The organism is Castellaniella ginsengisoli, assembly GCF_040955415.1.
GTDB lineage: Bacteria > Pseudomonadota > Gammaproteobacteria > Burkholderiales > Burkholderiaceae_B > Castellaniella > Castellaniella ginsengisoli.
In genome coordinates this window covers 459,140-478,349 of record NZ_CP158257.1, presented here as the reverse complement: position 1 = coordinate 478,349, position 19,210 = coordinate 459,140, and the positions used below count along the sequence as shown (strand labels likewise).

Sequence of the window (19,210 nt, the reverse complement as noted above, 5' to 3'; positions counted from 1 at the left end):
GAGTGAGAAGGCGCATGATAACCGTTCTCATTAAGAATTCAGAAATTTGTCAGGAAATAGTCAGGAAAATGTCAGATGGCAGGGTGGAATCAGGATGTCATGTAGGCAAATCACAACGACATGGGGCGTCCCTCCTGATGTAAGGACACGGGCGGCGCATGGCAAAACGCCCCTGCGGCGTCGAGCGCTGCAGAGGCGTTGATCGAAGGCTCGGGGCGGAGGCCTTGAGCCGGGTGTCTGGAAGCTGCGGGAGAGGGATCCGCCCTCGGGCCCGTCCTACCGCTCAGTACTTCAGGTTGGCGGTCAGGATGACCTGGCGGCCGGGGCCGAAGTCGGCATGGTGGTTGCCGTTGTTGTGGGCGTAGTACACCTTGTCGGTCAGGTTCAGGGCGTTCAACTGGAGGCTGAGGTTTTTGTTGAACTGATACGAGGCCATGGCATCGAAGCGCCAGTAGGCGGGCATGTAGGTTTCGAGGTTGCCGCCGCCGGCGCCGCCTTGATTGCCACCGAAGGTCTTGCCGCCGTAGTAGGCGCCGGCGCCCACGGTCAGCGGGGGCAGGACTTTATAGGTGGACCAGAGGCTGAAGCTGTGTTTTGGAGTGCCGGCCAGGGGGTCGCCTTCGCGGACGTTGCCGTAGTCGCCTTGAACCAGCTTGCTGTCCATGTAGGCATAGCCGCCGTAGACCGCCCATTTCGGGGTGATCTTGCCGCTGATGCCCAGTTCCAGGCCGCGCACCCGGGTCTTGCCGGCTTGGGCGGTGCTCCCGTCCTCAAGATCGATTTGCGCGTCACGGCGCTCGTTTTCAAAAAGGGCGGCGGTCAGGCCCAGGCGGTCGTCCAGCAGGTTCCACTTGGTGCCCAGTTCGATGGTTCGGCTCTTTTCCGGCTTGAGTTCATCCAGGGTGGGGCTCAGAGTCTCCTGATCCCCGCCAGTCATGGAGGGCGGAGTCGATGCGGTGGCATAGCTCAGGTAGATGCTGCCGTTTTGCGCCGGCTTGTAGATCAGTCCAAGCTGATAATTGAACATGTTCCAGGAGCCGTCCCCGGATACTGGAGATGCCGCGCCGCGGGGGACGGTTTCTCCGGAAATCCGGTAGCGGTCGAAGCGCAGCCCCGCATTGACCGAGAACTGTTCGTTCAGTTCGATGCTGTCGAAGAAATAGGCGGCCTGCGTGGTGGACTTGGCATCCAGGCTCAACGGATTGCGCGTGATGCTGCCGGACCAGGGGTCATTGGGATTGGGGTTGTAGAGCGGGGTGCAGTCCAGCGTACTCTTTGCGCTGCCTGGCAGCGAGGCCGGGCAGGCGGTGCCATTCATCGTGACGACGTTGTAGGAAGCGTTTTTCGTCGTTTCCCTGGACAGTTCGATTCCGGCATTGAAGCGATGCTTCAATCCGGCAGTCTCGAATTTCCCGGTCAATTCGGTCACATTGGCCAGGATCGTACTTTTCTGCCACCGGCTTTTGAGTCCGCGTTGGAGCCACCAGGTATTGGTGGGCGCATCGAGCCAGCGCAGGCCATCCCCTGGATTGGTCACGACGTAGTCGTTGATTGTTTCCCCATAGCGGGTGGCGTTGCGCACGGTCAGCCGGTCTGTGATGTCGTGCTCAATCTCGATGGTGCCGATGTCCGCCTGGGTCTTGCGGAAGTCGCGGTCATACAGACCGTAGAAAGTCTCGCGGTCCACATCGAGGATGCCGGTGTCGGTCTTGATGGTTGTGTTGCGCGTCAGCGGCACCCCATAATCCGGCATCCCGTCCGTCTGGTAGTGGTAGTAGCTGATCGAGGCGCGCGTCGGCGTGCCCAGGCCGAAGGAGATCGTCGGCGCCACGCCCCAGTTCTTGTAGTCCACGGCGCTGCGGCCCGGGATGTCGCCCGAGGCGCCCATGACGTTCAGGCGGAAGGCGGCGGTGTCGCTGAGCTGCCAGTTGCCGTCGGCGGTGGCGCGCAGGTATTTGTCGGTGCCGATGCCCAGGCTGGCGCTGGCGGCGCTGCCCAGGTGCGCGTGCTTGCTGCTCAGGTTGATGCTGCCCCCGCCCGTGCCGCGTCCGCCCAGGGCGGAGTCCGCGCCGCGGATGACTTCCACGCTTTCCAGGTTGAAGATCTCGCGCGTCTGGCCGCCGGCGTCGCGCAGGCCGTCCACGTAGATGTTGCTGGCCGAAGAGGCGCCGCGGATGAAGGGGCGGTCGGCCAGGGGCTGGCCGCCTTCGCCGGCGCCGAAGGTGATGCCCGGGGAATTGCGCAGCACGTCTTCCAGAGAAGTCGCGTGGGTGTCCTGGATGATGGCCTGGGGAATGATCTGGACGGATTTCGGCGTGTCCAGGAGGGGAGCCGTGAACTTGGCCTGCGACGCCTCGTCGGTCTTGTAGTTCCCGCCTTGGTCGCCCTGGACTTTCACCGGGCTGAGCGTGACGGGCTTGTCGGCGTTCTGAGCGTGGGCGCCGGCGGGCAGAAAGGCGCCCGGGGCGGCGAGCGCCAGGGCAAGGGACGAACCCAGCAGGGTTCGCGAGGCGGAAGGATGCGATGCCAAGAGCTTCTCCATGTGAATTTTATTAATGACAATAAGAATCAGTCGCATTCTATATCTCGTTAGTTGAAATATGAAGGAATGGTGGAGGTTGTTACAAGATCGATGTCAGGTATCTGTCAGGTTCTGTGGCGCGGGAGGCCGGGTGATAGAATTCCAGCGGCTCATTCCCGATCAGGAGCGAGGCTCCGATCCTTCACGCATCCATGTCCCCTTCTTCCGCGCGCCCCGGTCAAACGCCGGGTTGGCCCGATGTTTCCCCCCCTGAGGCACCCCGGGAAAGCCATGAAATCCGGCAACTCGGGCGCGTGCGCAATGATGCGTATGCCTGGATGCGCTTCATTCCGGCGTCCGGCACGCGCGCATTGGATACGCTGCCGTATCGGCTGCGCGATCACCTGCTGGCCGAGATGCGGTATGCGCAAGAAGTGCTGCAACCCCTGGATCCGGACGTCCGGCGGTTCCTCGACCGCCTGACCGCCGGGGCGCCGCAGGTGCGGGAACCCGCCCTCGATGCGTGCGAGGGCTGGCGCTACCATGTCTTGCCATCCGAGGGCGGCGCGCGCCCCGTTTTCGCCCGCACGGATGCGGGCGGACGGACGCAGCGCCTGTTCGATGAGGCGGCGCGCGCCGAGGGCCATGCTTACTATCGCGCGACGGACCATCAGCCCAGCCCGGACGACCGCTATTTCGCCTGGGCGGAGGACGTGGTCGGCGACGACCGCCACCGGATCTGCCTGCTTGATATCGGCAGCGGCGTGATCCGCACCGTGGTGCGGTCCGATGCCTTCGGCTACGGGGGGCTGGCGTTCTCGCCCTCGTCCCGCTACTTGTTCTGGATCTGGCGCGATGCGCACAGCCGGCCGGCCCGCCTGTACCGTTCTCCCGTCGAGGGCGGCCGGCCCGTTCTGGTGTACGAAGAGCGCGACCCCGCGATCTTCATGCGGGTGGCGCGTACCGCGGCCGGCGGGTTTGTCGCGTTGACATTGGCCGGCCCCGATACGGGCGAGGTCCGCCTGATCGCCGCCGGGGCCGAGACGCGGCCGCCCCGGCCGGTGCGGCCGCGGTGCCGGGGCGTGCGCTATGAAGTGGAAGAATGGAATGGAGCGCTGCTGATGCTGACCGATGCGGACGGCGCGGCCGACCGCAAGCTGCTGCGCCTCGATCCGGCCACATTCTTGCCCATGGATGAGCTGGTGCCGCACCGCCCCGGCGTGCCCATCGTCGCCCTGCGTCCCTTTGCGGAAACGCTGGTGCGGCTCGAACGCGCACACGGTCTGCATCGCCTTGTATTGATGCATGCCGATGGCCGGGAGACGCGGGTCGGCTTCGACGAGCCGGCTTACTGCATTGAAATCGCCGCGGCGCAACCGTATGGCGCCGGGCGGATGCGCATCCTGCACCAGGCGCCGGCCAGTCCGCCGCGCTGGATCGATGTCGATCTGGCGGACGGGCGCCGCCGCGTGGCGGGGCAGGCCATGCCGCCCGGTTTCGATCCTGCCGCCTATTGCGTCGAGCGTATCGAGGCGCGCGCGCCCGATGGGGAAACCGTGCCGCTGACCGTGCTGTCGCGCCGGGATGCGTCGGGGCCGCAGCCTGTGCTGTTGACGGGCTACGGCGCCTACGGCATTGCCCGGGAACCCGATTTTTCCTGGCCGGCGGCGGTCCTGGTGGAGGCGGGGTTTCGCTACGCCATCGCACACGTGCGCGGGGGTTCGGAGAAGGGCGCGCGATGGTATCGGGAGGGCTGCCGGGCACATAAGCGTCATTCGATGACGGACTTCATCGCCTGCGCGCAGCATCTGATGCGGATCGGCTATGCGGCGCCAGGCCGGATCGTGGCCCACGGCGTGTCGGCGGGCGGACTGCTGGTGTGCGGCGCGATGAACATGGCGCCGCAGCTTTGGGCGGGCGTCATCGCCCAGGTGCCTTTCGTCGACATGCTCAATACCATGAGCGATGCGGATCATCCGCTGGTGCCGCTGCTGCGTCCCGACTGGGGCGATCCCCTGGCCGACCCCGAAGCCTACGATTGGATCGCCGGCCTCTCGCCCTACGAGAATGTCGGGCGGGCCGATTATCCGCCGCTGCTCTGTACGGCGGGCTTGAAGGACGACCGCGTCCCTTACTGGGAGCCGGCCAAGCTGGTGGCCAATATCCGCCGGCTGGGCACGGGCGGCGCGCCGGCGGTTCTGGTGTTGAACCCGGACAGCGGCCACCAGGAAAGCGATGAGCAGCGCAGGGCCTTTGAACAGGCCGCTCTGTTTTGGGCCTTCGCCTGTCGCTGCGCGGGGGTGCCGGTGCCGCCGGGCAGGGCGGACCCGCCCTAGGCGAGGGGGGCCGTCGGCCGCGTCCGCTCCCGCAGCGTCCGCCGGACGGACAGCAGGGCGCATGTTGCCGAAACGGCCAGCGCCGGGACGGCGACGGCGGTGACGGCGTGCAGCATCCGCTGCTCGAACAGCCAGGCCGAGAGCGTGCCCGCCAGCAGGGGGCCGGCCGCGCCGAACAGCGAAACGACGAAGCTCCAGATGGCGAAGCAGCGCGCCCGCAGGGGCGCCGGGGCCAGATCCTGCAGCATGGTGGGCACCAGGGCGTTGGCCGTGCAGGTCAGGAACAGGAACAATCCCACGGCGACGAAGGCGTGGTCCAGCGCCTGCGCGGCCGTCAGCAGCAGGAGCACCGGCAGGGACGCGATCACCGACAAGCCCATGACCAGGGGGCGCGCCGCCTGGCCGATCAAGCGGGCCAGGGCGCGGTCCAGCAGGCCGGCCACGGGCAGGCAGCCGATGCTGGCGACGAGGATGATCAGGCCCATGGCCTGGCCGATGTCCCCGGGCGCGGCATGGTACCGGCGCTCCAGCGCCAGCGCGATCAACTGGTTGAGCGCCTGCACGGCGGTGATCAGGCAGCCGGCCGTGCCGGCGAACAGGCCGATGGCCTGCCAGCGGTGCCGCAAGAACTCGCGCAGCGAGGCCGCCGCCGCGCGGTCTGCCGCCGCAATGCGCCGGGCGGGGTCGGCGGTCAGGGTGCCGAGCAGCAGCAGGGGCAGCCCCGCCAGGCCGAGCAGCAGGAAGCCTTTGCGCCAGGGTTCCGCCTGCCAGGCGAACAGCGCATCTGCAGTGGACAGGAGGTTGCCGCTGAAATAGAAGCCGCCGCTGGCTCCGGCCGCCATCAGGGCGGCGAAGCTGAGGTTGGCCGCCACCCGGTGCCGTTCGGGCGCAAGGTCGGGAATCATGGAATAGACCAGCGGCACCATGGCGAATTCGGTGATGCCCGCCGCCGCGCGGCCGATGAAAAAGAGCGGGAAGACGTGGGCGGCGGCGCTCAACCCCATCAGGGCGGACGAAGCGGCGATCAGGCCCAGCAGCACCCGCTTGCGCGAGTAGCGGTCGGCCATGCGCGCCAGCGGGATCGCCAGCGCGCTGGCGATCAGGACGCCGGCCAGGCCCTGCAGCGCGCCCAGGGCGGCATCGCCGACGCCGAAGCTGCGCTGGATGGCCGACAGGGACACGGCCTGCAGCCCCATGTCGCTCAGTTGCAGACCGGCGGTGATGCCCAGGAAGGCGATCGTGAAAATGCCCCGCGCAGTCCAGGCCAGGGACTGCGCGGGGCATGGGACGGCCTGGGATGGATCCAGGCTCAGCGCCATTGATATTGCAACTGCATGTCGATGGTGCGTTCGCCGCCGTAGTAGCAAAGCCATGAGCAGGTGCTGACGTAGGTCTTGTCGGTGAGGTTGCGCGCGTTCAGTTGCACGGCCCAGTTGCGGTCGATCTGGTAGCGGGCCATCAGGTCAAACAACGTATAGCTGGGCACAATCAAACCGCGATTGTATTGTTGATCTTCGGTCGGGCCGTTGTAGCGTGCGCCGGCGCCTACGGTCAATGCGCCGCCGCGAGGCATGTCGAAACGGTGGTCGACCCAGAGGCTGGCCTGGTGCCTGGGGATCATGGGTGTGCGGATGGTCAGGCCGCCATTGATGTCCTGGCGGGAGTGGTTGTAGGTATAGGAGATCCTCATGTTGGTTCGCGATGTGATCCGGAAATCCCCTTCCAGCTCCACGCCTTTGTTGGTGCGCTTGCCGCTTTGCGACATGATTCCTGAAGCATCCGAGATCAAAGAATTCTTTTCCTCGATATCAAAATAAGCCAACGTCAGGGCGCCTTCCAGCCAGTCGGGCTCCAGTTTGACCCCGACTTCTTTCTGCTTGCCTATATAGGGCTGATAGGTACTGCCGCGGCTATCGACGCCGGCCTGGGGCTTGAACGACTCTGAATAGCTGACGTAAGGCGAGATGCCGTAGTCGCTGATGTACATGGCGCCGACATTCATGCTGTTGTGGCTGATGTCGTAGCCGGAGCTGGAGCCGGCGATCAGGCCGTCGCTTTTGGCATGATCGTGGCGGATGCCGGCGTTGAAATTCCAGTGCGATCCGACGCGAGCCTGGGCGGAGGCATACAGGCCTAGTTGCCGGCTATCCAGGTCGTAGGGGGGCGCCGTCACTGCAAAAGACTTGCCGTAGACCGGATTGAACATATCCAGATTGGGAACAGGCCAGCCGTTACCGTTATTGCGGCCGGAGGTATCGGACCTTAGATAGTCGATGCCGACGACGGGCAGAATTTCCACGGCATCGCCCACCTTCACGCGACCCTTGAGGCGGTGATCAATGTAATGGTTGCGCGTGATGCCATCCGTGAGCGTGTAGCCGCGTGTCAGTTCATGGTCGCCATCTGAACCGAAGGCGTAGACATTGCGCTGATCCAGGTCCAGGTACGAGAACTTGTAGTTCTGTTCAAAGGTCCAGTCTGGATTCAACTGATGGGTCAACAGCCAGCCGGCGCTGATCTGGGTGCGCTTCAAATGGTCGAAACCGGGCTCGCCCGCGTTCAGGCGCCGGTCGATGCGGCCGTAAGGCGTGCTGACGAGCGAGCCGTAGGCCGGCAGAAAGCCGTTGGTCGGACGGCCGTCCTCTCGCTGGATGCTGGTGAGCAAGGTCAGCGAGGTGCGGTCCGTGAAATCCACCGTCAGGCTGGGCGCCAGATAGTAGCTGTTCATGTCGGTTTCGCGCTGCATGCCGTCGGCGCGGCGGGCCTGGGCGACGATGCGGTAATAGACATTGCCGGCTTCGTTGGCGATGCCGTTGTAGTCGATGCCCAGGCCCAGGCGGTTGCGGTGCCCGGCCTCCAGGTTCATCAGCAGGGATTCTTTCTTGTGGGGACGTTTGGTCACCAGGTTGACCACGCCGCCGGTGTCTGAGGCGCCGAAGGTCAGAGCATTTGGTCCCTTGAGCACTTCAATCGACTCAACGCCAAAGATCTCGGGCTTCCAGACGAAATAGCCGTTCGGAGTCGTCGGCGTGCCGTCCAGAGAGGTGGATGCATCGAACCCCCGGATCTTGAACCACTCGACCTTGTTGTCCGCGCCATAGGGTTCGCTCAGGATGCCCGCCTGGTATTGCAAAGCCTCATCGATCTTGCGCGCGCCTTGCTCTTCAATTTCCTTCGCGCTGATCACGGCGCTGGAATTGGGGGCGTAGAAGTCCAGGCTCTGCAGGTCGCCGACCGAGCCGGTCACGGTCACGGCGCCCAGTTCTTTGACGGCCTGGCCGCTGCCGGCATCCGTTGCCTGACCGGTGCTTTCGCTGGGGGTGGTTTGCGCGCACAGGGGCATCGGGGCAGACGCCAGCAGCCCGGACGCGGCGAAGATAGCCCAGGCAAGAGGGGAATAGGAAAGTGTCCGCATGGTTTAGACGGCGGTGGAAGAAGAAAGAGGGAGGCCTTCCGGGCGTATGTAGCGACCCGCCGATGTCTGCTGGGCGAGTCCGCCCTGAAATAAGAAGGGGAGAAACATGACTTTCGTCAAGTTTCCGAATTCTAAACAAGAATCATTTGTAGTTCAAGTGTCAGGCAGGCTTGGGCCGTCCGGCCGCTTTCTCGGCCGTCCGCCTTTGCGGCCGTTGGCGCGGGCCGCCCGCGTCTTGGCGCCGGAGCGGACCTGTCCGCCCGCTTTGCCCAGCAGGCGGGCCATCCAGCGGCGCGCTACGCCGTCGCCGCCGCGCCCGCCAGCTTCTGCAGCAGGCCGCGCAGCTTCTGCACGCGGCCGGGCACGTCCACGGCGCCGCCGAAGGCGACCTTCAGGCGGTCGGGGCCGTTCAGGCGGATCTGGCGGTCCTGCTGCACCAGCTCGATGATGCGGATCGGATCCACATTGGGTTGGGCGGCGAACTGGATCGAGGCCTGGGTTTCGCCGGCGTCGATCTTGACGACGCCCAGCGGTTCGGCCAGCAGCCGCAGGCGGTGCAGCGACAGGAGGGTCTGGCCGGCCTCGGGCAGTTTGCCGTAGCGGTCGATCAGCTCTTCCTGCAGCAGGGTCAGCGCATCGGCGTCGGCGGCGTGCGCCAGGCGCTTGTACAGGCCCAGCCGGGCCTGGACGTCGGCGCAGTAGTCGGAGGGCAGCAGCGCCGGGGCGTGCAGATTGACCTCGCATTGGCTGCCGAAGGGCGATTCCAGATCGGGCTCCTCGCCGGATTTCAGGGCGCGCACGGCGGCGGCCAGCATGTCGTTGTACAGGCTGTAGCCGATTTCCTGGATGTTGCCGGACTGCGATTCGCCCAGCACCTCGCCGCTGCCGCGGATTTCCAGGTCGTGCATGGCCAGGAAGAACCCTGCGCCCAGTTCTTCCATGGACTGGATGGCTTCCAGGCGTTTCTTGGCGTTGGTGGTGATGGCGTCCTCGCCCGGGGTCAGCAGGTAGGCGTAGGCCTGGTGGTGCGATCGGCCCACCCGGCCGCGCAATTGGTGCAACTGCGCCAGGCCGAGTTTGTCGGCGCGGTGGATCAGGATGGTGTTGGCCGAGGGCACGTCGATGCCGGTCTCGATGATGGTGGTGCACAGCAGTACGTTGAAGCGCTGCTGGTAGAAGCCTTTCATGACTTCTTCCAGCTCGCGCTCGGCCATCTGGCCGTGGGCGACCGCGATGCGGGCCTCGGGGACGAGTTCCTCCAGACGCGCGCGGCGGTTGTGGATGGTTTCGACTTCGTTGTGCAGGAAATAGACCTGGCCGCCGCGCTTGAGTTCGCGCAGGATGGCTTCGCGCAGGGTGCTGCCGTCTTCTCGGCGCACGAAAGTCTTGATCGCCAGACGTTTCTGCGGCGCGGTGGCGATCACGGAAAAATCACGGATGCCTTCCAGGGACATGCCCAGGGTGCGCGGGATGGGCGTGGCGGTGAGCGTCAATACGTCGACTTCGGCGCGCAGGGCCTTGAGGGCTTCTTTCTGGCGCACGCCGAAGCGGTGCTCTTCGTCGATGATGACCAGGCCGAGTTGCTTGTAGCGCACATCCTTGGATAGCAGCTTGTGGGTGCCGATGACGATGTCCACCGAGCCTTCGGCCAGGCCGTCGATGGCCTTGGCGGTTTCCTTGCTGGTGCGAAAGCGCGAGAGTTCGGCGATGCGCACCGGCCAGTCGGCAAAGCGCGTGGCGAAATTCTGGGCGTGCTGCTCGGCCAGCAGGGTGGTGGGGCACAGCAACGCGACCTGGCGGCCGTTCATCACGGCCAGGAAAGCGGCGCGCAGGGCGACTTCGGTCTTGCCGAAGCCCACGTCGCCGCAGACCAGGCGGTCCATGGGGCGCCCGGAAGTCATGTCCTGGATGACCGCTTCGATGGCGGCGGCCTGGTCCGGGGTTTCCTCGAAGCCGAAGCCTTCGGTGAAGGCCTGGTAGTCGCGGGTGGGGAATTTGAAGTGCAGCCCTTCGCGTGCGGCCCGCCGGGCGTACAGGGCCAGCAGTTCGGCGGCCGTGTCGCGCGCCTGGCGGGCGGCCTTGCGGCGGGCTTTTTCCCATTGGCCCGACCCCAGCGGGTGCAGCGGCGCCTGGTCCGGATCGGCGCCGCTGTAGCGGGCGATCAGATGCAGTTGCGAGACCGGCACGTACAGGGTGGCGTCGCGGGCGTATTCCAGGTGCAGCAGTTCGATGGGGCCTTCGCCCAGATCCATGCTGACCAGGCCGTGGTAGCGGCCGATGCCGTGCTGCACGTGCACCACCGGATCGCCCACGTGCAGCTCGGCCAGGTCGCGCACCATGGCGTCGATGTTGCTGCTTTGCTCGTGCCGGTGGCGGCGCGCGCGTGCGGGGCGGCCGGCTTGCGCCGGGTAGAGATCGTTTTCCGTCAGCACCGCCAGCCCGGCGGGGGGCGCCTGGAAGCCGCCCGTCAGCGGGGCGACGACGAGCGAGAAATGGCCTTCCCGCCTTGCTTCGCTGTGCAGCCAGTCTTGCCAGGAGTCGAAGATGGCGTCGGGTTGCAGGCGGTAGTCGGCCAGCAGTTCGGCGATGGTTTCGCGCCGCCCGGCGGAATCGACGCAAAGCGCCGTGCATAGTGGGCTTGCGTCCAGGTGGCGGCGCAGGTCGGCCAGGGGGTCGTCCGCGCGGCGATTGACGGCGGCGGCCGGGCAGGGTGCGAAATCCGGATGCGCGCCCTCGTCGGTGAAGGCCAGGCGGGCGAGATCGCGCAGGCGGGCGTGGAACGCCTCGTCGTCCAGGAACAGGGCGTCGGGCGGCAGCACCGGGCGCTCCGGGTCGGATTTCAGGAACTGCCAGCGGTTGCGGGCGTCCTGGGTGAAGCGGGTGATGGCCGCCGGAACGTCGCCCAGCGTGACGGCGAGGGTGCCGGGCGGCAGGTAGTCGAACAGCGTGGCGGTCTGTTCGAAAAACAGCGGCAGGTAGTATTCGATTCCGGCGAAGGCAATGCCGTTGCCGATGTCCTTGTAGGGCAGGGCGCGGGAAGGATCGCCTTCGAAGACCTCGCGAAAGCGTGCGCGGAAACGGTTGCGCGCGGCCTCGTCCATGGGGAATTCGCGGCCCGGCAGCAGTTCGATCTCGCGCACCGGGTACAGGCTGCGCTGGGTGTCGCCGTCGAAGCTGCGGATCGACTCGATTTCGCGGTCGAACAGGTCGAGACGGTAGGGCAGGGCCGAACCCATGGGAAACAGGTCGATCAGGCCGCCGCGGATGCAGAATTCGCCGGGCGCGCCGACCTGGGTGACGTGGTTGTAGTTGGCCAGGGTCAGTTGGGTGCGCAGGCGTTCTTCATCCAGGGCATCTCCCTGGCGGAACTGAAAGGTGTAGGCCGCCAGGAATGAGGGCGGCGCCAGCCGGACCAGCGCGGTGGTGACCGGCACCACCAGGATGTCCACGGCGCCCTGGCTCAGCGCGTGCAGGGTGCGCAGACGCTCGGAGATCAGGTCCTGGTGGGGCGAAAAGCTGTCGTAGGGCAGGGTTTCCCAGTCGGGCAGGAAGCGCACGCGCAGGTCGGGATCGAACAGAGCGATTTCGTCGGCCAGGCGCCGGGCGGCCAGCGGGTCAGCGCAGAAGGCTGCGAGCGGGTGCCGGGCCTGGCGGGCCAGGGAGGCCAGCAGCAGGGCGTCGCCCGAGCCCGGCGGACGGGGCTGGACATAGCGCTGGCCGGGCCGCAGGGCGGCCAGGGTGGGCTCGATCGAAGGCAGGGTCAAGGCAGTGTTCGAAGCATCCATGGGGTATTCGGGGGATTACGGCCGTCGCTTGCCGATCAGGCTTTTCTTGGTTTTTTCCAGCACCCGGCTGGCCTGGTCGCCGCGCCGCAGGGCCACGCCCAGGGCCAGCACGTCGATGATCGCCAGATGCGCCAGTCGCGAGATCATGGGGCTGTAGAGCGCGGTGTCTTCCTGGGTGTCGGCCGTCAGGGGCAGAGTCGCCAGTTCGGCCAGGGGCGTGCCGGAGGCGGTGATGGCGATCAGGGGGCAGCCGTTGGCGCGCGCCAGCGCGGCGGCTTCGAGCAGTTCGCGCGAGCGGCCCGAGTGCGAGATCGCCACCAGCACGTCGGCGGGCCCCAGCAGCGAGGCCGCCATGCTTTGGACGTGGCTGTCGGCGTAGGCGGCGACCGCCAGATCGAAACGAAAGAACTTGTGCTGCGCATCGGCGGCGACGATGCCGGAATTGCCCACGCCGTAGAACTCGATGCGGCGGGCCTGCGTCAGCAGGCCGATGGCCGATTCGACGGCGGCGGGGTCGAGCCCGTCGCGCACGCGCAGCAGCGCCGAGACGGCGTTGTCGAAGACCTTGTCGGTCAGGCCGGCCACGCTTTCTCCGGGGGTGAGGGAAGAATGCACGTAGGGCACGCCGGCCATCAGGCTGGCAGCCAGCCTGACCTTGAAATCGGGCCATCCCGCATGACCCAGCGAGCGGCAGAAACGGATCACCGTGGGCTCGCTGACCTCGGCCGCCTGGGCGATTTCGCCGATGGTCATGCGCGCGACCTCGCCGGGACGGGCAATGGCCAGGCGCGCGACGCGGGCGGCTGCGCGGCTCAGCCGGGGCAGACGGGCGCGCAGCTCGGGCAGGATGGATGTATTCATGAGGGCATCAGTATAAAGGCGCGCTGTTGGGGCCGGGCCTGGCCTGCCCGGACAGTGCCTTGGCAGGCCGCAGACGAAAGTAGTTAATCTACTTAAAAGTATAAATAATTAATTAATATTGATAAAAATGTAGTTTTACTAAAAATAGTCCTATACTGGATCCTTCTCCATCCCACTTGCCGGAGGCCGCCATGACCCTTCATTCCGTCGTCCAGTCCGTGACTGCGCGCATCGTTGCCCGCAGCCGCGAAACGCGCGGGCATTACCTGGCGCGCAGCCGCGCGGCCTATGGGCAAAAGACGCAGCGCGCCCAGTTGGCGTGCGCCAATCTGGCTCATGCGCTGGCGGCCGAACCGGAGGACGCCAAGGAACGCCTGGCGGGTACGGAACGGCCCAATCTGGCCATCGTGTCGGCCTACAACGACATGCTGTCGGCCCATCAGCCGCTGGGCCGCTACCCGCTCTGGATCCGGCAGGCGGCCTTCGCCGCCGGCGGCAGCGCCCAGTTCGCGGGCGGGGTTCCCGCCATGTGCGACGGCATCACCCAGGGGCAGGCGGGCATGGAGCTGAGCTTGTTTTCCCGCGATGTGATCGCCATGTCCACGGCGATCGCGCTCAGCCACCAGATGTTCGATGCGGCGGTCTGCCTCGGGGTCTGCGACAAGATCGTGCCGGGCATGCTGATCGGCGCGCTCAGCTTCGGCCACCTGCCGGTGGTCTTCGTGCCGGCCGGGCCGATGCCCTCGGGTATCTCGAACGAGGAAAAATCCCGGGTGCGGCAACGGCATGCCCAGGGCGAGGTGGGGCGGGACGCCCTGCTGGCCTCGGAAATGGGCGCCTATCACGCGCCCGGCACCTGTACCTTCTACGGCACGGCCAATTCCAACCAGATGCTGATGGAAATCATGGGCCTGCATCTGCCGGGAGCCTCTTTCGTGCCGCCGGGCAGCGCGCTGCGCGAAGCCCTGACCCGTGAGGCCGCCCGCCATGCCTTGTCCTTGGTCGCCGGGGGCGGGCGCTTCACGCCGGTGGCGGAAGTCATCGATGAGCGCGCGCTGGTCAACGGCATCGTCGGCCTGCTGGCCACCGGCGGCTCCACGAACCACACCATGCATCTGGTCGCCGTGGCCCGCGCGGCGGGCGTGGCCATCGATTGGGACGACTTCTCCGATCTGTCGGCCGTGGTGCCGCTGCTGGCGCGCGTGTATCCGAATGGCGGCGCCGACGTGAACCAGTTCCAGGCGGCGGGTGGTATGGCGTTCCTGATTCGCAGCCTGCGCGAAGCCGGGTTGCTGCACGAAGACGTGACCACGATCATGGGCAAGGGGCTGGATGCCTATACGCGCCATCCGGTGCTGCGCGACGGCGCCCTGGCGTGGGAAGACGGCCCGCGCGCATCGGCGGACCCCTCGGTGCTGCGCGCAGCGCCGGCGCCTTTCAGTCCGGATGGCGGGCTCAAGCTTCTGCGCGGCAATCTGGGGCGCGCGGTGATCAAGGTGTCGGCTGTCGCGCCCGAACATCGGCTGATCGAAGCGCCCGCGCGGATCTTCGAGAGCCAGGCGGCGCTGCTGGAAGCGTTCCGGCGAGGCGAACTGGAACAGGACATGGTGGCGGTGCTGCGCTTCCAAGGGCCGCGCGCCAACGGCATGCCCGAGCTGCACCAACTGACGCCCGCGCTGTCCGTGTTGCAGGGGCGCGGCCATCGGGTGGCCCTGGTGACCGACGGCCGGATGTCGGGCGCGTCGGGCAAGGTGCCCGCTGCAATCCACGTGACCCCGGAAGCCAGCGTGGGCGGGCCGCTGGCGCGCCTGCGCGACGGAGACCGGATCCGGCTGGACACCATCGCCGGTACGCTGGAGGTTCTGGGGGATGCCGGCTGGCTGGCGCGCGAACCGGCCGGCTTCGATCCGCAGGCGTCGGCGCAGGGCATCGGCCGCGATCTGTTCGGCGTGGCGCGCGCTCAGGCGGACGGCGCCGAGCAGGGGGCCTGTTTCTTTCAATGGCCGCAGTGGGCGGGGCGCTGAACGCCGCACCCGCCGGCTGGCTACAATGAGGCGTTCGCCCGCGCATTGCCTGCGCGGGTCCGGCGCATGCGCGTCTTCTCCAGGCTTTTCCGCTCATGAGCAATCATCCGCCGCGCAGCACGATTGCCGACGTGGCTCGCCACGCCGGCGTCTCCAAGGCGACTGTGTCGCGGTTCCTCAATCACCGCGACACGCTGCTGTCGCCGGAAATCGCCCGCCGGGTCGAGGCCGCGATCGAGGCCCTGTCCTACACGCCCAGCCCGATGGCCCGGGCGCTCAAGCGTGGCCGCTCGCGGCTGATCGGCCTGGTGGTGGCCGACATCACCAATCCGTATTCGGTCGCCGTTCTCAGCGGAGCCGAGCAGGCCTGCCGCCAAGCGGGCTATCTGATGATGCTGTTCAACCTGGCCAACGAGCGCGAACGCGAAAGCGTGGGCCTGAAAGTGCTGTCGACCTATCAGGTCGAGGGCTTCATCCTCAACACCATGGGACTGGAGCAAGGCTCGGTGCTGACGCCCGTTCTGCGGGGCCGGCCGGTGGTGCTGGTCGATCGGCTGCATCAAGGGCTGGAAGTCGATTTCGTGTCGCTGGACAACGTCCAGGCCGTGCATGCCTGTCTTGATCACCTGCAGGAGGCCGGCTATCGGGAATTCCTGCTCGTCACCGAACCGTTGGGCGGGGTCAGCTCCCGCATCGAGCGCGTCCGGGCCTTCGAGAGCCGGCTGGATGCTTTGGGGCCACAGGCCGGCGGCCGCTGGATCGAGGTATCCGTCGACGACCAGGACGGCCTGGCACAGGCTTTGCGGGATTTGCGGGCCGGTGCGCGCCGCCCGCCGGCCGTGCTGGCGGTCAACGGGGTCGTCAGCATGCGGATCGTGGCTGCCGTCGCGCAACTGGGGTGGCGCCTGGGGCCGGACATCGGCCTGATCGGCATCGACGACACCCCTTGGGCGCCGTACGTCGGGCCGGGCATCAGCGCGGTGGCACAGCCTACCGACGCCCTGGGCAGTCTGGCGGCGCGCTGCCTGATCGAGCGCATCGGCGGGCTGGCCGCGCCCGCCCGTTCGATCCGCCTGCCGGGGACGCTGATGGCGCGGGGCTCGACACGGCTCGAATCTCTTGCCGCATCAGGCAAGGTGCCGGGGATCCGCGGCTGAGGCCGGTGGGCGGCCGGATTCCAGGGTAAGCACTGATTTTCGCTGTTGATATATTTCAGTATAATGAAACCGGTTTCATCAATGCGGCCCTGGCGATTCCCATGAATTACACCTTCCAGTTCGGACCGGTCTTCGAAGCGTGGCCGCTGCTGCTGCGCGGGACCTGGATGACGATCCAGCTTTCCGCCTTGTCGATGCTGCTCGGCCTGGGAGTGGCGGTATTGTGCGCCTGGGGCAAGACCTCCGGGCCGGCCTTGTTGCGCGCGCTGATCCAAGTCTACATCGAGCTTATCCGCAATACGCCGTTCCTGGTGCAACTGTTCTTTTTCTTCTTCGCCCTGCCGGCGATCGGCGTGCGCTGGTCGCCCTATACGGCGGCGCTGGTGGCCATGACGGTCAACCTGGGCGCCTACGCCACGGAAATCGTACGCGCGGGGATCGAAGCCATCCCCCGGGGCCAGGTCGAGGCCGGCCTGGCGCTGAACCTGTCGCGGATCGAGATCTTCCGCTATATCGTGCTCAAGCCCGCCCTGCGCGCCATCTATCCGGCGCTGACCAGCCAGTTCATCCTGCTGATGCTGGCCTCCAGCGTGGTGTCGGTGATCTCGGCCAACGATCTGACCTCGGTGGCGGCCACATTGCAGTCCGAAACCTTTCGCAGCTTCGAAATCTATATCGTCATCACGCTGATCTACCTGGCGCTGACGCTGTGTTTCTCCTACGTTTTTCGCCGGGTCCACGACCGGTACCTGAACTATCCGGACGGCCGTTCATGAGAACCTTCGGAATCACCGACTTCTGGTACATCCTGCAGGCCGTCCAATGGACTGTGCTGCTGTCGATCATTGCCTTCATCGGCGGCGGGCTGGTCGGCCTGGCGGTTGCGTTGGCGCGCACCGGTACGAACCGCGCCGCGCGGGCGCTGGCGACGGGCTTCATCCAGGTGTTTCGCGGCACGCCGCTGCTGCTGCAGTTGTTCCTGGTGTTCTTCGGCGCGCCGGTGATCGGCTTCGAGGTCGATCCCTGGACGGCCGCCGCCGTGGCGCTGACGCTGAATGCCGGCTCGTTCCTCGGCGAGATCTGGCGCGGCTGCATCGAGGCCGTGCCGCGCGGCCAATGGGAAGCCGCCGCCGCCCTGGGGCTCAACTACCGCACCCGCCTGCGCGATGTGATCCTGCCGCAGGCGCTCAAGATCGCCGTGCCGCCCACGGTCGGGTATCTGGTGCAGGTCATCAAAGGCACTTCGCTGGCGGCCATCATCGGTTTCACCGAGCTGACCCGGGCGGGGCAGATCGTGAACAATGCCACGTTCGAGCCCATGGTGGTGTTTTCCATCGTGGCGGTCCTGTATTTCCTGCTGTGCTGGCCGCTGTCGCTGCTGGCGGGGCGGATGGAGCGGCGCCTGGCATTGGCTCAGGCGCGCGCCTAGGCGGCTCGGTTTCCGGGGCGCAACGGCGTCCTCTTTTCAGTGTCCACCGGCCTCGGGCCGGCAACCTCACGGAGATGTTTCATGTTCAAGAACCACACCTTGCGCGGCATGCTGGGAGGCACCTTGCTGGCCGCCTGCGCCACACTGGCCATCGGCCTGGCGCCCGCAGCCACGGCGGAAACCATCGATCAGGTCAAGCAAAAAGGCGAGCTGACGATCGGCATGCTGGTCGACTTCCCGCCCTACGGCATCATGAACACCGAAAACCAGCCCGACGGCTATGACGCCGATGTGGCCAGGCTGCTGGCCAAGGATCTGGGCGTGAAGCTCAAGATCGTGCCCGTGTCCGGCCCCAACCGCATTCCCTACCTGCTGACCGACAAGGTCGATGTGCTGGTGGCTTCGCTGGCCATCACGCCGGAGCGCGCCAAGCAGGTGCAGTTCTCGAATCCGTACTCGGCCGCGCAGATCGTGGTGTTCGGCGGCAAGGACCTGGCGATTTCCGGCCCCGAGGGGCTGTCGGGCAAGCGGATCGGCGTCGCGCGCGCCAGCACCCAGGACATCGCCGTCACCAAGATCGCTCCCAAGGATGCCGACATCCGCCGCTTCGACGACGACGCTTCGGCCATGCAGGCGCTGCTGTCCGGCCAGGTCGACGCGATCGGCTGCTCCACCACCGTGGCCGCCGGCATCGCCCGCCGCGCCCCGAACCGCTTCGACAACAAGTTCGTGCTGATGCAGCAGGAAATGGCCGTGGCCATCCGTCCGGACCAGCCGGAAACGCTCAAGGCTTTCAATGAGCTGATCGACCGCAACATCGAGAACGGCGAGCTCAGCAAGCTCTACCAGAAATGGCTCGGCGCGCCGCTGCCCGCACTGAAGAAATCCTGATCGACTCCTGACTTGCCGCCATGACTTCGACTCCGACCCGAGATACGCCCTCCGGCGCCCCGATCATCCAGATCGAAAAGCTCAACAAATGGTATGGGCAGTTCCATGCCCTGACCGACATCGATCTGACGGTGGCGACCGGCGAGCGCATCGTGATCTGCGGACCTTCGGGTTCGGGCAAGTCCACCCTGATCCGCTGCATCAACGGCCTGGAAACCATCCGGGACGGGCGCATCGTGGTGGATGGCATTACGCTGGGCGCCGACGGGCGCGGGGTCGATGCCGTGCGGCAGGAAGTCGGCATGGTCTTTCAGCAGTTCAATCTGTTTCCGCACATGACGGTGCTGCGCAATTGCATGCTGGCGCCGATGCGTTCGCGCGGGCTCAAGGCCGAGCAGGCCGAGGCCCTGGCGATGGAGTACCTCTCGCGCGTGCGGATCGCCGAGCAGGCGCACAAATACCCCAGCCAGTTGTCCGGGGGGCAGCAGCAGCGCGTGGCCATCGCGCGCGCGCTGTGCATGACCCCCAAGGTCATGCTGTTCGACGAACCCACGTCCGCCCTCGATCCGGAAATGGTCAAGGAAGTCCTGGACACCATGATCGGTCTGGCCCGCGACGGCATGACCATGCTGTGCGTGACCCATGAAATGGGCTTCGCCCGCAGTGTGGCCGACCGGGTGATCTTCATGGCCGATGGCCAGGTCGTCGAGCAGGCGCCGCCGGATCAGTTCTTCGAGGCCCCGCGCCACGAAAAAACGCGCAGTTTCCTCGGCCAGATCCTGAATCACTGA

General features: G+C 66.4%; 12 protein-coding genes. 7 read left to right on the top strand and 5 right to left on the bottom strand.

Annotation, left to right across the window (positions count from 1 at the left end; all coding sequences use genetic code 11):
* Nucleotides 1–283 precede the first annotated feature (283 nt).
* A complete protein-coding gene (locus ABRZ00_RS02275; protein ID WP_368641287.1) occupies nucleotides 284–2,542 on the bottom strand; it encodes a TonB-dependent receptor in 2,259 nt (752 codons plus the stop codon).
* 191 nt (nucleotides 2,543–2,733) lie between these two features.
* On the opposite strand from ABRZ00_RS02275, the gene ABRZ00_RS02270 reads away from it, so the two are divergent.
* Nucleotides 2,734–4,857, top strand: coding sequence for a prolyl oligopeptidase family serine peptidase (locus ABRZ00_RS02270; protein WP_368641288.1), 2,124 nt, complete (start codon nucleotides 2,734–2,736; stop codon nucleotides 4,855–4,857).
* Here the strand turns inward: ABRZ00_RS02270 and ABRZ00_RS02265 are convergent.
* From ABRZ00_RS02265 to hexR, 4 genes are all read right to left on the bottom strand, one after another.
* The gene (locus ABRZ00_RS02265) at nucleotides 4,854–6,176 is read right to left on the bottom strand and encodes an MFS transporter (protein ID WP_368641289.1); all 1,323 of its coding nucleotides are present in this window, start codon (nucleotides 6,174–6,176) and stop codon (nucleotides 4,854–4,856) included. The two genes, ABRZ00_RS02270 and ABRZ00_RS02265, sit on opposite strands and share 4 nt — an antisense overlap.
* Nucleotides 6,167–8,272 (bottom strand): TonB-dependent siderophore receptor, encoded by a 2,106-nt coding sequence (locus ABRZ00_RS02260; RefSeq protein ID WP_368641290.1) that lies wholly within the window; start codon nucleotides 8,270–8,272, stop codon nucleotides 6,167–6,169. Before ABRZ00_RS02260 ends, ABRZ00_RS02265 begins: the two co-directional genes overlap by 10 nt.
* Before the next feature lie 296 nt (nucleotides 8,273–8,568).
* Nucleotides 8,569–12,057 (bottom strand): transcription-repair coupling factor, encoded by a 3,489-nt coding sequence (mfd, locus tag ABRZ00_RS02255; protein ID WP_368641291.1) that lies wholly within the window; start codon nucleotides 12,055–12,057, stop codon nucleotides 8,569–8,571.
* A gap of 15 nt (nucleotides 12,058–12,072) precedes the next feature.
* Nucleotides 12,073–12,918: a transcriptional regulator HexR gene (gene hexR / locus ABRZ00_RS02250; protein ID WP_368641292.1), complete on the bottom strand. Its 846-nt coding sequence runs from the start codon at nucleotides 12,916–12,918 to the stop codon at nucleotides 12,073–12,075.
* Nucleotides 12,919–13,109: 191 nt separating this feature from the next.
* On the opposite strand from hexR, the gene edd reads away from it, so the two are divergent.
* The 6 genes from edd (at nucleotide 13,110) to ABRZ00_RS02220 (ending at nucleotide 19,210) form a co-directional block, all read left to right on the top strand.
* A complete protein-coding gene (gene edd / locus ABRZ00_RS02245; protein ID WP_368641293.1) occupies nucleotides 13,110–14,942 on the top strand; it encodes a phosphogluconate dehydratase in 1,833 nt (610 codons plus the stop codon).
* Nucleotides 14,943–14,986: 44 nt separating this feature from the next.
* On the top strand, nucleotides 14,987–16,099 hold the full coding sequence (locus tag ABRZ00_RS02240) for a LacI family DNA-binding transcriptional regulator (RefSeq protein WP_368642811.1): 1,113 nt from the start codon (nucleotides 14,987–14,989) through the stop codon (nucleotides 16,097–16,099).
* Between the two features lie 101 nt (nucleotides 16,100–16,200).
* Nucleotides 16,201–16,875, top strand: a complete 675-nt coding sequence (locus ABRZ00_RS02235; protein ID WP_368641294.1) for an amino acid ABC transporter permease — start codon at nucleotides 16,201–16,203, stop codon at nucleotides 16,873–16,875.
* Nucleotides 16,872–17,528, top strand: a complete 657-nt coding sequence (locus ABRZ00_RS02230) for an amino acid ABC transporter permease (RefSeq protein WP_368640311.1) — start codon at nucleotides 16,872–16,874, stop codon at nucleotides 17,526–17,528. Before ABRZ00_RS02235 ends, ABRZ00_RS02230 begins: the two co-directional genes overlap by 4 nt.
* Nucleotides 17,529–17,636: 108 nt before the next feature.
* Nucleotides 17,637–18,419 carry a transporter substrate-binding domain-containing protein gene (locus tag ABRZ00_RS02225; RefSeq protein WP_368642812.1) on the top strand — a complete coding sequence of 261 codons (783 nt, stop codon included), beginning with the start codon at nucleotides 17,637–17,639 and terminating at the stop codon, nucleotides 18,417–18,419.
* Between the two features lie 20 nt (nucleotides 18,420–18,439).
* On the top strand, nucleotides 18,440–19,210 hold the full coding sequence (locus tag ABRZ00_RS02220; RefSeq protein WP_343837087.1) for an amino acid ABC transporter ATP-binding protein: 771 nt from the start codon (nucleotides 18,440–18,442) through the stop codon (nucleotides 19,208–19,210).